Origin of the sequence: Pseudomonas sp. KUIN-1 (assembly GCF_009176725.1) — a bacterium.
Taxonomy (GTDB): domain Bacteria; phylum Pseudomonadota; class Gammaproteobacteria; order Pseudomonadales; family Pseudomonadaceae; genus Aquipseudomonas; species Aquipseudomonas fragariae.
In genome coordinates, this window is record NZ_AP020337.1 from 1,080,918 (window position 1) to 1,096,795 (window position 15,878).

Below are 15,878 nucleotides of genomic sequence, written 5' to 3' on the forward strand. Positions count from 1 at the left end.
TTGATTCAGTAATGTGCACCTGAAGTTGATCAATTAATGATCCTCGGAGGCCACGCCATACTAAAATCTTCATAATCCAGCGTCAGGTTCGGACTATAGGCATAGTCAGCTTGAATATCAGGCCAACGCGACTTGATGTATTCGATTTCTTTCGTGAAGCGTGCCTGTTTTTGCGGTGTGTCTTCCAGCCCACGCGTGGCGGACTCGTGATGGTAGAGCTCTGCAAAAGGCGTCCAGACGTTTACATAGCCTGCCTCTTTGACTTTCAGGCAGAAGTCCACGTCGTTGAAGGCAATTTTCAAATGCTGCTCTTCCAGACCACCGACCTGTTCAAAAGTCGATTTTCTGATAATCAGGCAGGCAGCTGTTACGGCTGATAGCTCCTGAATCAACTCCGCCCTGCAAAAATAGCCAGGTGCGCCTTTAGGCAGATTCTTGTGGGAATGACCTGCTACCCCGCCCAGGCCTGTGATAACGCCACCGTGCTGCAAGCGGTCATCTGGATACCAAAGACGCGCACCCACGGCGCCCACACCCGGTTGCAGTGCTATCGATACCATCTCGCTCAACCACTCAGGCGAGATGACCTCAATATCGTTATTGATAAGTCCGATCAGTTCGCCATTCGCAATGCGTACGGCCGCATTATTGAGTGCAGAGTAATTGAATGGACCTTCATCGCGCATGACGCGAATGTTCTCTTCCTGATCAAGCAGAGCAAAATACTCAAGCGATTCTGGCTCGTCAGAGCCGTTGTCGATCAGAATGATTTCGTAATGCGTGTACGTAGTGAGTCGCTTGATACTGTCGATGCACTGTTTGACCAGTGCATGGGCATTTCGAGTCGGGATTACCAGGCTGACCAGCGGCTGGGAAGCCGGGAGCTTGTAGTGAACACGGTACATGCCCAGAGAGGAGAGCTCGGCAACGCCGACGTCCCCTTTACGTTGCAGGTGCTCATCCAGTGCCTTGACCCCGGCCAGTGCCGCATAAGGCTTTTCGTCACCTGCCATGGCGGTGCTGCCGGCGTGTATCCGCCAATGGTAGAGCACGCGCGGGATATGAATAATCTGATTTCGCTCAAGCTTTTCTATGCAGCGCAATGCCAGGTCATAATCCTGTGCACCTTCAAAGCCGACCCGGAATTGCCCAACTTCGTTGACAAGATCTCGACGATAGGCGCCCAAGTGGCAAACCATATTCTGTGAGCGGAACAGGAATTCGTTCCAGTCTGACTTGAAGTGAGGCGAGCTGCGCGTACCGTCCGTGCTGATCTTGTCTTCATCGGAGTAGATGAGCCCCGCGTCCGGATTCTCGCGAATGGTGCGTGCCACCCAGTAGAGCGCATGCCTTGGCAGCAAGTCATCGTTATCCATCAACGCGACGAATTCGCCCGTGGCGACCTCCAAGGCCGAGTTGCTGGCCGCGGATATATGTCCGTTGTGTTCGCGGAAGACGACTTTGATCCGCTCATCCTGAGCGCTCAGAGACTTCAGGTAGTCGATCACGCCCTGATCAGTCGAGGCGTCGTCAGCCAGGCAAAGCTCCCAACGCGGATATAACTGGGCGCAGACACTTTCTACCGCTTCACGCAGTAACTCCAGCGGCGGGTTGTAGACGGGCATGATGATGGAGATAACCGGCCCGCCACCCCAACCAACGATGTCGTCGTTGATACGACTGATTTTTGCATCGTCCAGGGTGTCGTACTTCTGAACCCAGAGTACGTAATCATGCCTGTTGCCGTGCAACGCTTGCGCTGCGTCACCTTTGGCCCATCGTGCTTGAGCAATGACGCCAGCAACCCCCCGCACCTGCCATACCTGATAGGCTTTCCTGGCGGTGCTGAGCAAACCACCACCGCGTCGAATGATCATCGGTAGCGAGGTGATGTTGCTTTTCGCTCTGTAAAGCGTCCTTGTCACTTTCCTGAGTGGCGCTGTTACCAGCCAGCTATAAGAGGACTGCATAGAGATGATATTCAGATTCAGGTTATGAACATGAGTATCTTTGGCTTCCAGCTCAAGCCGATGATTCTCCAACAACGTCAGGTTTTTGCTTTCAAGCCCCGTCAGTTCACGGCGCTGGTTCTGTTTCAGAGCCAGCGTTTCCGTTTCAAGGCTTGTCAGTGCCAGGTGATGGCTTTCTTTCAAGGACAGATTTTCGGCTTCAAGCTCCCTGATCGCGGTGTGGTGAGCGTCCAGCGCTGCCAAACGCTCGCCTTCGACCTCGATTAACTTGAATCGAAGATTTTCCTGCAGAGCGAGGTTTTGAGCTTCCAGATCCTCCCGCTCTTGCTGGTGAGCTTCTTGCGCAGCCAGCCTTTCAGCTTCAAGAGTCGCCAGCACCTGGCTATGACTCTCCTGAAGTGCAGCATTCGCAGCCTCGAGTTCCTGGACGGCCAGACGATAACTTTCCTGAAGCGTCGCGTTTGCGGCATCGAGCTCCATCACTTCCAGGCGATGGCTTTCCTGAATGGACAGGTTTTCATTTTCTATGTGAGCCAATGCCTGGCGATGGCTCTCTTGCTCGGCCAGATTTGCCGCCTCGATCGCTTCCAGCGCCGAGTGTTCCTTGAGGTTCTGATCCGCCGTCGTTTCAAGTGCCTGTTTGAGCTCTTCTTCCTGTTGAAGAAGTCGTTCAGCGACCTGACCTTCTGTGAGCAAGGTGAACGATATCTGGACTTTGAATGATTTACCGGTAATCAGCATATTGAGATCGGCAGGTAACATCACGTGCGGATCATCATTGAGCGCCATGAACAACGTGCCATTGGCATCGCTGGAAAATGCTGTGATACCTGCGGCGGCAAGGGGGGCATGCGTATTATCGTGCCACGCCCACAGTTCTGAGTTCGCGCTGTAGACCTTGATGACGCTGATCGAAAATGACTGTCTGACGTTCGTTGGATCGAAACGTAACGAGGCGCACCGGGCTGAAGCGGGGACGTCGAAAATAACCGTCTGAAAACCATCATGAACACGCTGGTTTTTTGTTCGGTCCTCAGAAAATCCGCCTTCGGTATCGCCCAGATAAAGCGTTGCCATTTTAGGCGTTTCGTTTAGTTGAGAACCGGTTTTCTGGATCGTCGCATCGGGCGCCCAGTTCAGAAAGCTGGCGGCCTCACGACCGGTGACCCTTTCCTGGAAGAGGGCTTCCAGCGCGGCAAAGCGATTGAGGTCTTGATCCGTCACAGTAAGGCCGACGCTGGCCATCAATTGAATGATGAAGTCGCGCCTGCTGATCATGGTTGCTGTGGGATGGAACGGAACTGCGCTGGCAATCAGCAGCAGCAAACCACGCATCAGCAAATGCCCCAGCTCCACACCTTCGACCATTTCCCATTCGATGTCGATCAGGTGCGGCTGGCCTTTGCTATCAAGGATGATGTTCTGTGCAACGGCATCGATATAGTGGCCTGGCAGACGTTCGTCTACATGATCAAGTGCAAGATCATGGCCTTCTGATGCAAGCAGCTGTTTGAGGCTGTTTACATACAGTGAAAGATACGGTGTGAAGGTGGCCACGTCCCAGTTGTGAGTTGACGCAGCTTCATAGAATTTCAGGCTGAGCAGCGAGCCTTTGGCGTAACCATGAGCGTCCGGCAGAATGAACCGATGCGCATCTTCCGGGCTTTCCGGAACCGGATTGTCACTAAGGCGGTGGTAGCGAACCTCGATACCTTCTGGTGTCTCGACGAACACGGTCGCTTTACAATATTCGGCATTGCGCCCTGTGCTGTAGTGGTACGCAAGGGTATTACCTGGCACTACCTGTTCCGGCTTGCATGAAGCGACGACGAGGAAAGAGTTGGCGAGGTCCATACCCAGATGGTTATCAATGACAACGGGCCAGGCTCTTTCCAGGTTGAACGTCGTGTTCGCAGGCAGTTGTGGATCTTTACGAGTGTTCTGGCAGGCCAGCGCAGCCGCGTCGAAGTCTTGAGACCTGAAGCCGCTTTCAGTAATGATCGAGTTCGGAATCTTGTAATCGGGGTAGGGCGATAGAAAGTCCGACGCCATGAACCCTGCGCGGGCAATAAGCGCTTGTAGCTCTTTACGGCCAAATGTTTTCGGCTGCCGATCTACATACCGTCCTTCGATGCCATACATGGCGACGCCGACATGATCTTCCGGCGCGCCTGCAAAATATTTCAGACCCAGCTGGTTCTCGATGGCGATAAACAAATGGCCGTCGGGCTTCAGCAGTTTTCGAACGCGATTCAACATGCCGAAGGCTGGATCGGCATCTGCGCTGAACATACTGGCGTATTCAAGAACGCCGATGAGTGTTACGACGTCGAACTGCTGATCAAGCTTGAAATCATCAAAGCGTTCAGCCAGTACCGTAACGTTATCCAGATCTCTGGTTCTGCTGGAAGCAATCGCGGCGCGGCGCGGGCTACCCTCTAAAGACAGAACCGTGGCGCCTGCTTCGCCGAGGTAACGGCTGATTGCGCCGCATCCGGCACCTATTTCAAGAATCGATTTGCCTTTGATAAGGCTCTCGAAGGGGCGAAAGATATTTCCACGGCTGGAGGTCAGGTGATAAAGCTTCGGCCAATCGGTGCAATATTGCGGAAGCTCGCTTGACAGGACTGATACGTCCTTCGCCTCACGTACGATTTTCGCCAGTTCGTTCTCGGAGTTGTCGCCATCGCTATAGGCGATGCCCTGGTAATCGGAACGCACCCAGACACCTGTGTCCGCATCCAGGTTATAGCCGTATTTATCAAGCTCAAACATCAACAAGTACCGGTTCAATTTCCATGGAGGCGCCCAGGTCTATCAAGCCCAGAAGCTTCGGAGTAGGTTCTACGACGAAATGTATCGAATCATAGCGCCGGTCGTGAGGCACGATGTCTTCGCTTTGCCGAGAGGCGATACCGATGGAAATGAAGTAATCACCGGTCGCCAGCGCGTTTCTGAATTTCACTCGCGCTTTTGCCTGTTTGCCAGCGCTGCCTATCAGGCCTGCGCCCTCGCAATCCTGCATGTAAGAGTTGGTGCCGTATACGGTGACACCCTCTTTGGTCTTGATCGTAAAGCCGATAATCGGGTTGACCACAGTGCGATTGAATTGCAGGGCCAGATCAAGAACGATTTCCTCGCCTGATTCAACGCTGTTGGGAAACTCCCTACCCGATGCATTCATATGGAAGTCGAGCAGTGTTGCAGCTCCATCCCCCCAACGGTACTCATGAGGGTTGTAACCAGGCCTGCTGGCGTATACGTCTTCATCAAAACGCAGCGCTATCTTGTCGGTTTCGACTGGGGCGGTTTCCACTCGCTCTGCTTCGGCGAGGTCCAGGCTCTTGTCGGTGATAGGGCTCTTCTCACGCCCGAACAGAAGGTCCGTGTAGCGGTTGATGACCGGGCGCGATTCGCCAATCATCTCGATCCTGCTCTGTTCCAGCAAAATCGCGCGATTACAGTGGGTGACCACTTGTTCGCTGGAGTGCGTGACCAGCAGGATACTGGTGCCATTTTCTTTCAACTGCCTGAGGCGCTCAAAGCACTTGGCCTGGAATCGTGCATCGCCAACGGAAAGTGCCTCATCCACGACAAGGATTTCCGGATCGACCTGGGCCTGGACTGCAAACGCCAGGCGTACGGCCATGCCGCTCGAGTAGGACTTGACCGGCTGATCGAGGAATTCGCCAATGTCGGCAAAGCCGGCGATCGCGTCAAAGCGCTCGTCCACTTCGTCACGCGTCAGCCCAAGCACAGCTGCGTTCAGATAAACGTTTTCGCGGCCGGTAAACTCGGGGTTGAAGCCAGACCCCAGCTCCAGCAAGGCCGCTACCCGGCCACGTGTGTGAATCTCGCCGACAGTCGGGTTCAATGTTCCGCAGATGATCTGCAGCAAGGTTGACTTGCCTGAACCATTACGGCCGACGATGCCGACTGTTTCGCCTTTGGCAACATTGAAGCTGACGTCGCGTAACGCCCAGAACTCTTTGCCGTAGGTGGTAGTGGTTTCCTGCCCAGACCAGCGCTGAAGCCTTGGCACCAGCGCTTGCTTCAAGCGGTCATGAGGTTTGTCGTAGGTGTAAAAACACTTCGAGACGTTTTGTACGCTGATAACCGGTTGATCAGATGACATCAGCGAATCCTTTACGTGTTTTTTGGAAGAACCAGAACCCCATGGCAGCAATTACCGCGCCAATCACAATGGCGATACCCAGACTGTCCCAATGGGGAAGATTGCCGAACAGCAGTACGCTACGGCTCTCTTCGATAATGTAGGTAAGCGGGTTCATCTGCAGCCAAGGGCGATAGACTTCAGGAAGCGCCGCCACCGGGTAAAGAACCGGCGACAGAAACAGCAGGACAGTGGTCAGAACCGTAATGACATGGCCGACATCGCGCAAGTAAACGCCCAGGGATGCGAGAAACCAGCTGATACCCAGCGTGCCGAGAATGAGCGGCACCAGAATCAGCGGGAACAACAGCGCCGTCCAGAAAAGCGTGTGCGAGATCAGCAGTTGTGCGATCACCAGCACTATCAGGCTGATGCAACTGTGGAAAAGCGCCGAACCCAAGGTGATAACCGGCAGAATTTCCAGAGGAAACACCACCTTCTTGACGTAGTTGCTGTTACTCATCACCAAAGAAGGTGCTCTGTTGGCACACTCTGCAAACAAGCCATGCACGATCATCCCGACGAACAGCAGAATAGCGAAGCCGCCTTTGCCAGTGTCGACGCCGACCCAACGCGCGCTGAAGATTTCAGAGAACACGAAGGTATATACCGCCAGCATCAACACCGGGTTGAAGAATGACCACGCCAGGCCCATCACCGAGCCACGGTAGCGCCCGATGACTTCTCTCTTGGTCATTTGCGAGATCAATGAGCGGTTGGTCCACAGGCTGCTGACTAGCCGCAAAGGGCCCGCCGAAGGAGTTTTATGAGGGTTCATTAAGCGAACACCTCGGCGTCTTCGAATACGACGGCTTTCTGATCTTTGGCAGACAGGGAGGGCGCTTCGCCGAATGGCCAGTCGATGCCCACGGTGGCGTCGTTCCAGGCAAGGCTGCGTTCGTGCTCCGGCGCCCAGTAATCGGTGGTCTTGTAAAGGAACTCGGCGCTTTCGGACAGTACGACGAAGCCGTGAGCAAAGCCTTCCGGAATCCACAGTTGTTTTTTGTTTTCGGCGGTGAGATGCAGTCCCACCCACTTACCGAAGGTCGGGGAGCTCTTGCGCAGGTCGACCGCAACGTCAAAGACTTCTCCGACGGTGACTCGGACAAGCTTGCCCTGTGGCTGTTGAATTTGGTAATGCAAACCGCGAAGAACGCCTTTCACCGAACGCGAGTGGTTGTCCTGAACGAACGTTACAGGCCGTCCAACGACCTCTTCGAATGCCTTCTGGTTGAAGCTTTCAAAGAAAAAACCGCGATCGTCGCCGAAGGTCTTGGGCTCGAATACGATGACGTCTGGAATGGCGAGGCGTGTTGCATTCATAGGTAACGTATCTCCGGGATGCTCATCAGGGTCTGCTCATAAGGCCCTGGCTGGGGCAGGCGTGTGTTGAAAAAAGCCTGCGCCATGGAATTTGATTGCGCCATTAAAACGCGTTTCACGATATCGAGGCTCATGGGCGTCGGGTGCCCCATAGGCTGTCCACCTGGGCGGAAAATGTCTGCGCTGGATAAGGGGGTAGTTCTGTTATGACTGTGGGGCGCGGGGCATGCATCGTCTATTTGTAGTTTTCCGACGTAGGTTCCGACGATGAGCAACACAAGGTCTTCATTGCAGGACGGTTTTACGAATTGAAGCGCGTCCGGTATCTGAGCTCACGGCCGTATGGGTGACTCGAGCCTTGTCATCCTTGGTTGGGCGGTACAAGTGACCCCACCTTCCGAGGCTGGTTCCGCTCACCCCGGTTACACCGGCTTCTTTGCGCTCTTGATACCGAAAACAAAGGCCTGCACATTAACATAAGCCGCCGCCGGAGAACATTCGGTGCCCTGCGAAATTAAGCGGCTTCGGTACTGTGACCGATGCCCGGCCAAGCGGCGGCTAAAGTTCTCTGTGGCTTTGGGCGCAGATGTTGAAAACCCGTATTTTCAGAAGGTTGCGATGCCTGATCATCGGTTTAATCAGGCAGCATCGCTGTGGCTGGGCCAGAAGGGCGCGAGTGGCTATCTGGCAGTCAACGCTTGCTTAGCATTGCTGTAAGGCAGGCAATAATGAAGAAGATCTTGTCTCTCGGTCTCCTGCGGCATTGCGGTGCCTTGAACGCGAGCTTCAGGAACGACAGCCGCGTACTCACGTGTTTCCCCGCAGGATGCAGTTGGCTGTCTCCGATCAACTGGCCAATCAGCACTACCTGCCCGGCCCACCAACCGTCAGCAATCTTTTTCAGTCGACTGATGAGTGAGGCAAGCCCGGTGTTGGCGCCAACCTGATTGTTGGCGTGTTGACGGTAGTCCATGCCGGGAACCGGATCGATAAGCCATCGGAAGCCGTGACTGCGAGCAAATGCGTAACAGTACCAGTCGTGCAGGCTGACGGCCTGAGCTGCATCCCAGTGGGAAAGGAGGGATGACTTGAAGGCATCTGCAAGCCGGCGATTCATCACATAGGTGCAGCCGGGGCCCGCGGCTTCGAACAGATAATCCCACTGGACCTGAGGCTGAGCCTTGTCCAGCAGTACACGCTGACCATCCGGCCAGAATGCGGTGACATTGCTGGAATAGGCATCATGATGACCCGGCGCCAAAGCCGCTACGGCGCGCTGAAGCTTGTCCGGATGCCAGATATCATCTTGATCGGAGAACGCTACGTAATCGAATGTCGAGAAATCGACATCCCGGATCAAGCGAAAGAAGTTGCGTGACGCTCCGCCAAATTGTCCGGCAGGCGGTAGCAGGGTGATATTCGCATAACGCTGCGCGTAGTCAGCACACCATGCTTCAGTGCCGTCCGTGGAGGTATCGACACTGATGAACACGCTGACGCAGACGTTTGTCTGCTTCAGGATTGAATCAAGTTGCGCCTCTATCCACGCCATACCGTTATAGGCTGCCAATAGCACGGCTACCTTGGGAAAAACAGATGACATACTGTTCGCAGCCTTGCGGTATGGGATAGAGGTTTGCAGTCTTAGAACGAGCCCAGATCCAGCAGCTTCTGCAGATACTGGCCGTAGCCGGTCTTCTTCAGCTTCTGAGCCTGTTCACCCAACTGAGCGGCGGTGATCCAGCCGTTGGTGTAGGCGATCTCTTCCAGGCAGGCAACTTTCCAGCCCTGACGCTGCTCGATGGTGTGCACGAAATGGCTCGCTTCCAGCAGCGACTCATGAGTGCCCGTGTCCAGCCACGCAAAGCCACGACCGAGAATTTCTACGGTCAGGCTCTTCTGCTCGAGGTAAGCACGGTTTACATCCGTGATTTCCAGCTCACCGCGCTCGGAAGGCTTGATGCTCTTCGCGATTTCGACGACCTGATTGTCGTAGAAGTACAGGCCGGTGACGGCATAGCTCGACTTCGGCGCTGCAGGCTTCTCTTCGATGCTCAAGGCGCGACCGGTTTCGTCGAACTCGACAACGCCAAATCGCTCAGGATCGGAAACGTGGTAACCGAAGACGGTAGCACCGCTGGTCTGCTGGCTGGCCGAGCGCAGGTTGTCGGAGAAGTGCTGACCGTAAAAGATGTTGTCGCCCAGGATCAGGCAGCAAGGATCTTCACCGATGAACTCTTCGCCGATGATGAACGCCTGTGCCAGACCGTCAGGTGTAGGTTGTTCAGCATAAGTCAGCTGAATACCGTACTGGCTGCCATCGCCCAGCAGTTTACGGAAGCTTGGCAAGTCTTCTGGTGTCGAGATGATCAGGACTTCACGCATCCCCGCCAGCATCAGCACTGAAAGAGGGTAAAAAATCATCGGCTTGTCGTAGATAGGCAGCATCTGCTTGGATACGCCAAGGGTGAGCGGGTGCAGACGAGTGCCCGAGCCGCCGGCCAGGATGATGCCTTTACGATTAATGGTGGTCATTTGTTCAGAGTTTCCATGAGCATTCGGGCTACACCACTTTGCCAGTCAGGCAGGTGCAGAGAAAAATTGTGGCGCAGCTTTTCTGTGTTCAGACGCGAATTCAGAGGGCGTTGCGCGGGTGTAGGGTATTCGATGGTGCCGATGGGATTGATCGTTTCCACCGCCAGGGGTTCCCCGTTGGCGCGGGCGAAATCAATCACATATTGCGCGTAGGCATGCCATGACACTTCGCCGGCAGGTGCCAGGTTGTAGATGCCACACAGCTCCGGCTTCGCCAGCGTTTGAAGCAGGGCTGCAGTCGCTATGTCGGCCAGCAACTCGGCTCCTGTAGGCGCTCCAATCTGATCGGCAATCACATTGAGCGCCGGGCGATCTTTTGCAAGGCGCAGCATGGTTTTGGCAAAGTTGTTGCCGCGTGCCGCGTAAACCCAGCTGGTACGGAAGATCAGGTGCTTGCAGCCTGAGGCAGCGATAAGTTGCTCGCCTTCAAGTTTGGTCGCGCCGTAATAGTTGACCGGCGACACCGCATCGCTTTCTTTCCATGCGATGCTGCCTGAACCGTCGAATACATAATCGGTCGAGTAATGAACCAATAGCGCATCCAGTATGCGGGCCTCTTCTGCCATGACCTGACTGGCCAGGGCATTGACCGTATGCGCGAGCTCGCGCTCGGTTTCGGCTTTGTCGACAGCGGTATAGGCTGCGGCGTTGACAATAACCTGAGGTTTAACGCTGCGAATGGTATTGCGCAAACCATCCAGATCAGAAAGATCGCCAGAAAGCTCGCCATAAGCCGTCGATACGCTATGGCGGTCAAGAGCGACAACTTCACCTACTACAGCGAGTGAACGTTGCAACTCCCAACCCACTTGGCCGTTTTTGCCCAGCAGAAGAATTTTCATCATTTATCGGCGCGCGCTGTGTAGTTCTTGTCGATCCATTGCTGGTAGCTTCCGCTCTTTACATGAGCAACCCACTCGGGGTTATCGAGATACCACTGCACCGTCTTGCGGATGCCGGATTCGAAGCTTTCTTCCGGCACCCAGCCCAGCTCACGCTGAATCTTGCTGGCATCAATCGCGTAGCGCAGATCATGGCCCGGGCGGTCCTGCACATAAGTGATCAGGCTGGCATGCGGGCGATGGGCTGAGTCCGGACGCAGTTGGTCGAGCAGGGCGCAGACAGTGTTGACCACTTCGAGGTTCTGCTTCTCGTTGTGACCACCGATGTTATAGGTTTCGCCGATCTCGCCTTCGGTGACGACTTTGTACAATGCGCGGGCGTGGTCTTCTACGTAGAGCCAGTCACGAACCTGATCACCTTTGCCGTAGATAGGCAGCGGTTTGCCTTCAAGCGCATTGAGAATGATCAGCGGGATCAGCTTCTCTGGGAAATGGCACGGGCCGTAATTGTTGGAGCAGTTGGTCACCAGAGTAGGCAGGCCGTAGGTACGGCTCCAGGCGCGTACCAGGTGGTCAGAGCTGGCCTTGCTGGCCGAGTAGGGTGAGCTTGGCTGGTAAGGGGTGGTCTCGGTGAAGAGATCTTCCGGGCCTTCCAGGTCGCCATACACTTCATCGGTGGAAATATGATGAAAGCGGAAGTTGGCCTTGCGTGCTTCGTCCAGTTGGCTCCAGTAGCCACGCGCAGCTTCAAGCAGCGTATAGGTGCCGATGATGTTGGTCTGGATAAACTCCGAAGGGCCTGTGATCGAGCGATCGACATGCGATTCGGCCGCCAGGTGCATCACTGCATCGGGCTGATGTTCTTTGAACACCCGATCCACGTCATCACGGTTGCAGATATCGACATGCTCAAACGCATAGCGCTCGCTTTGATCGGCTGACTGCAGCGACTCAAGGTTGCCTGCATAGGTCAGCTTGTCGACGTTAACGACGGAATCGGTTGTGTTGGCAATGATGTGCCTGATGACCGCCGAACCGATGAAGCCAGCACCGCCTGTTACTAAGATCTTCAAAAGAGTATCTACCTTGGGTTGTGACAAGGCTCTGCCCGGTCCGTGGAAACAATCGCTGATCGGCCTTCGTCTTTCAGACATCTGCTGCGTTAAACATGAATGTTTAAATGACGTGGATGAGCGATGGTTAAAAAACGACATTTTACATATAAAAACAGACATCCCCATCAAAAATTTGAGGGTGTCGGCGATAGTGTGGAGCGCTTGAGCATGGCGGTGCATAAAAACGCGAAAGCCCCGGATAATGGGGCTTTCGCGGTGATCGGAGCGCGCTCTTGCCGAGCGCCCTCTGGGTATGCGTGATGCTTACACGTTAAACCGGAAATGCATCACATCACCGTCCTTGACGATGTATTCCTTGCCTTCCAGACGCCACTTGCCGGCTTCCTTGGCACCTGACTCACCCTTGAACTGGATGAAGTCGTCATATGCCACCACTTCGGCGCGGATGAAGCCTTTTTCGAAGTCGGTGTGGATCACGCCTGCGGCTTGTGGTGCGGTGGCACCGACGCGGACGGTCCAGGCGCGGACTTCTTCGACGCCAGCGGTGAAGTAGGTCTGCAGGTGGAGCATTTCGTAGCCAGCGCGGATCACGCGGTTCAGGCCGGGTTCTTCGAGGCCCAGGGCTTCGAGGAACATGTCTTTCTCTTCGCCGTCATCAAGCTCGGCGATTTCGGCTTCGATCTTGTTGCAGACCGGCACCAGCATTGCGCCTTCTTCTTCGGCGATGGCGCGGACCACGTCCAGCAGCGGGTTGTTCTCGAAGCCGTCTTCGGCGACGTTGGCGATGTACATGACCGGCTTGGTGGTCAGCAGGTGGAAGCCACGGATGGTGGCTTTCTCGTCGTTGCTCATGCTCTTCATCAGGCTGCGTGCAGGCTTGCCTTCGCTGAAGTGTGCAATCAACTGTTCCAGCAGGCCTTTCTGGACCACTGCGTCCTTGTCGCCGCCCTTGGCGTTGCGGGTGACCTTTTGCAGTTGCTTCTCGCAGCTGTCGAGGTCGGCGAAGATCAGTTCCAGATCGATGATCTCGATGTCGCGCTTGGGGTCGACGCTGTTGGAAACGTGAATCACGTTCTCGTCTTCAAAGCAGCGCACCACGTGGGCGATGGCGTCGGTCTCGCGGATGTTGGCGAGAAACTTGTTGCCCAGGCCTTCGCCCTTCGAAGCGCCTGCCACGAGGCCGGCGATGTCGACGAACTCCATGGTGGTCGGCAGGATGCGTTTCGGGTTGACGATGGCTGCCAGGGCCGCCAGACGCGGGTCGGGCATCGGCACGATACCGCTGTTCGGCTCGATGGTGCAGAAGGGGAAGTTCTCGGCCGCGATACCAGATTTGGTCAGGGCGTTGAACAGGGTGGACTTGCCGACGTTAGGCAGGCCGACGATGCCGCAATTGAATCCCATGGTGTTTCCCCTCGAGTGATGTCAGGCCTTCTGGCTGTGCAGGTTTTTCATCGCCCGGTTCCATTCACCGGCGAAGATATCCGGCAGCACGCCGAGGGCAAAGTCGATACTGGCGTCCAGTTTTTCCTGTTCGGCGCGTGGCGCTCGACCCAGGACAAAGCCGGATACCTTGCTGGCATCGCCCGGGTGGCCAATGCCAAGCCGCAAGCGATGGAATGTGTTCTGGTTGCCGAGCTGCGCAATGATGTCGCGCAGCCCGTTATGACCGCCATGGCCGCCGCCTACTTTGAGTTTGGCAACGCCCGGAGGCAGGTCAAGTTCGTCATGCGCCACCAGAATCGACTCCACCGGGATGCGATAAAAGCCGGCGAGTGCTGCGACAGCCTGGCCGCTGCGGTTCATGTAAGTGGTGGGAATCAGCAGACGAACATCCTGACCCTGGTGCGTGAAGCGCCCGGTCAGGCCAAAGAATTTGCGCTCGGGAACGAGGTTGACTCGTTGCGCCGCAGCAATACGCTCAACAAAAAAAGCCCCTGCGTTATGCCGGGTCTGTTCGTATTCGGCGCCTGGATTTCCCAGGCCCACGATCAGTTGTATGGCGGTCACGACAGGGGCTCTTCCTTTGGAGTTGAGGGTTGAACCGCTGACGACAGCGGCAATGTGGACGAAAACTGCTCATTTACCATGATGTAAACTCAGCGATCTCGCCCGCTTTGCCTGCTATCGCTCGCGATGTTCCCTGAGCAACTCCGACGTTACCAAGTAATGAATTACTCGGCAGCGCCTTCTTCAGCTTCACCTTCTTCTTCGTCTTTGACGATACGCGGTGCGTGGACGTTGGCGATTGCCAGGTCAGTACCGTGTGCCAAAGCGACGAACTCAACGCCTTTAGGGGCTTTCAGTTCGGACAGGTGAACGTTGTCACCTACTTCCAGCGCGCCCAGATCGACTTCGATGAACTCAGGCAGGTCTTTCGGCAGGCAGGTCACTTCCAGTTCAGTGGTAGTGTGCGAGATCTCGCCGCCTTTCTTGACCGGAGCTTCTTCGTTCAGGAAGTGGATCGGCACGATTGCGGTCAGTTTCTGGCCGGCAATAACGCGCACGAAGTCAGCGTGCATCACGTGGCCTTTGGCCGGGTGACGTTGCAGCGCCTTGATGATGACGTTTTGCTTCTTGCCACCAACGTTCAGCTCGATGATGTGGCTGTAGGCCGCATCGTTTTCCAGCAGTTTGGCAACTTCTTTGGCCAGCATGCTGATGGACTCGGGGGCTTTGTCGCCACCGTAGACGACAGCTGGAACCAGGCTAGCGAGACGACGCAGGCGGCGGCTCGCACCTTTCCCCAGGTCGGAACGCTGTTCTGCATTCAGGGTAAATTCGTTCATGTTGTATCTCCAAATTAACCACATCCACCGTTGCGTTTGCGACCAGCGCTCGGATGGTATGGGCAAAAAAGCCCCGCCCTGACCGGATGTCAGGGCGGGGCGCTTTTCGTCTGCGTGATGTCAGTTAACGGAACATCGCGCTGATCGATTCTTCGTTGCTGATGCGGCGAACCGCTTCGGCGACTACCGGGGCAATATCCAGTTGACGGATACGGCCACAGGCTTGAGCGGCGGCGGACAACGGGATGGTGTTGGTCACCACCAGTTCGTCCAGCACGGAATTTTCAATGTTTTCGATCGCCCGACCCGACAGCACAGGGTGTGTGCAGTAGGCGAAGACCTTGGCAGCACCATGCTCTTTCAGGGCCTTGGCCGCGTGGCACAGCGTGCCGGCGGTATCGACCATGTCATCGACCAGAATGCAGGTACGCCCTTCGACATCACCAATGATATGCATCACTTCGGAGTGATTGGCTTTCTCACGGCGTTTGTCGATGATACCGAGATCGACGCCCAGGGATTTGGCGACAGCACGTGCACGCACGACACCACCGATATCCGGGGAAACGATCATCAGGTTTTCGAAGCGCTGATCTTCGATGTCATCCACCAGAACGGGGGAGCCGTAGATGTTATCTACCGGAATGTCGAAGAAGCCCTGAATCTGGTCAGCATGCAGATCAACCGTGAGCACACGGTCGATTCCCACTACGGTCAGCATATCAGCGACAACTTTTGCGCTGATGGCAACACGTGCGGAGCGCGGACGGCGATCCTGGCGGGCATAACCAAAGTAGGGAATCACAGCAGTGATTCGGGACGCTGAGGAGCGACGGAAGGCATCAGCCATCACGACGAGTTCCATCAGGTTGTCGTTCGTGGGTGCGCAGGTCGGCTGAATGATAAAGACGTCTTTACCGCGGACGTTTTCATTAATCTCAGTGCTGATTTCGCCGTCGGAGAATTTTCCAACAGAAACATCACCCAGTGGGATATGCAGCTGACGTACTACACGCCGAGCGAGATCGGGGTTGGCATTCCCCGTAAAGACCATCATCTTGGACACGCGCAGTACCTAGAGGCTGAGGGTAACCTGGATGAGTATAGAA

At 55.4% G+C, this 15,878-nt stretch carries 12 protein-coding genes; all 12 read right to left on the minus strand.

Annotated elements, in window-relative coordinates; translation table 11 throughout:
* Positions 1 to 29: 29 nt before the first annotated feature.
* The 12 genes from KUIN1_RS05180 to KUIN1_RS05240 all read right to left on the minus strand — a co-directional run bounded on the left by KUIN1_RS05180 (position 30) and on the right by KUIN1_RS05240 (position 15,835).
* The gene (locus KUIN1_RS05180; RefSeq protein ID WP_024652609.1) at positions 30 to 4,745 is read right to left on the minus strand and encodes a glycosyltransferase; all 4,716 of its coding nucleotides are present in this window, start codon (positions 4,743 to 4,745) and stop codon (positions 30 to 32) included.
* The gene (locus tag KUIN1_RS05185; RefSeq protein ID WP_024652610.1) at positions 4,738 to 6,105 is read right to left on the minus strand and encodes an ABC transporter ATP-binding protein; all 1,368 of its coding nucleotides are present in this window, start codon (positions 6,103 to 6,105) and stop codon (positions 4,738 to 4,740) included. Before KUIN1_RS05185 ends, KUIN1_RS05180 begins: the two co-directional genes overlap by 8 nt.
* Positions 6,095 to 6,922: an ABC transporter permease gene (locus KUIN1_RS05190; RefSeq protein WP_003404908.1), complete on the minus strand. Its 828-nt coding sequence runs from the start codon at positions 6,920 to 6,922 to the stop codon at positions 6,095 to 6,097. The genes KUIN1_RS05185 and KUIN1_RS05190 overlap by 11 nt, the downstream gene beginning before the upstream one ends.
* Positions 6,922 to 7,467, minus strand: a complete 546-nt coding sequence (rfbC, locus tag KUIN1_RS05195) for a dTDP-4-dehydrorhamnose 3,5-epimerase (RefSeq protein ID WP_024652611.1) — start codon at positions 7,465 to 7,467, stop codon at positions 6,922 to 6,924. Before rfbC ends, KUIN1_RS05190 begins: the two co-directional genes overlap by 1 nt.
* 691 nt (positions 7,468 to 8,158) lie before the next feature.
* Positions 8,159 to 9,070: a glycosyltransferase family 2 protein gene (locus tag KUIN1_RS05205; RefSeq protein WP_103754091.1), complete on the minus strand. Its 912-nt coding sequence runs from the start codon at positions 9,068 to 9,070 to the stop codon at positions 8,159 to 8,161.
* Between the two features lie 41 nt (positions 9,071 to 9,111).
* Entirely contained in the window at positions 9,112 to 10,002 is an 891-nt protein-coding gene (gene rfbA / locus KUIN1_RS05210) for a glucose-1-phosphate thymidylyltransferase RfbA (RefSeq protein ID WP_044309888.1), read from the minus strand.
* Positions 9,999 to 10,904: a dTDP-4-dehydrorhamnose reductase gene (gene rfbD, locus KUIN1_RS05215; protein WP_103754090.1), complete on the minus strand. Its 906-nt coding sequence runs from the start codon at positions 10,902 to 10,904 to the stop codon at positions 9,999 to 10,001. The genes rfbA and rfbD overlap by 4 nt, the downstream gene beginning before the upstream one ends.
* Positions 10,904 to 11,977 carry a dTDP-glucose 4,6-dehydratase gene (rfbB, locus tag KUIN1_RS05220; RefSeq protein WP_024640160.1) on the minus strand — a complete coding sequence of 358 codons (1,074 nt, stop codon included), beginning with the start codon at positions 11,975 to 11,977 and terminating at the stop codon, positions 10,904 to 10,906. Before rfbB ends, rfbD begins: the two co-directional genes overlap by 1 nt.
* A 306-nt stretch (positions 11,978 to 12,283) precedes the next feature.
* Positions 12,284 to 13,384, minus strand: coding sequence for a redox-regulated ATPase YchF (gene ychF / locus KUIN1_RS05225; protein ID WP_003404927.1), 1,101 nt, complete (start codon positions 13,382 to 13,384; stop codon positions 12,284 to 12,286).
* Between the two features lie 21 nt (positions 13,385 to 13,405).
* Positions 13,406 to 13,990, minus strand: coding sequence for an aminoacyl-tRNA hydrolase (gene pth / locus KUIN1_RS05230; RefSeq protein ID WP_003317127.1), 585 nt, complete (start codon positions 13,988 to 13,990; stop codon positions 13,406 to 13,408).
* Between the two features lie 164 nt (positions 13,991 to 14,154).
* A complete protein-coding gene (locus KUIN1_RS05235) occupies positions 14,155 to 14,769 on the minus strand; it encodes a 50S ribosomal protein L25/general stress protein Ctc (RefSeq protein ID WP_003317126.1) in 615 nt (204 codons plus the stop codon).
* Between the two features lie 124 nt (positions 14,770 to 14,893).
* The gene (locus KUIN1_RS05240) at positions 14,894 to 15,835 is read right to left on the minus strand and encodes a ribose-phosphate pyrophosphokinase (RefSeq protein ID WP_003317125.1); all 942 of its coding nucleotides are present in this window, start codon (positions 15,833 to 15,835) and stop codon (positions 14,894 to 14,896) included.
* Positions 15,836 to 15,878: the final 43 nt, after the last annotated feature.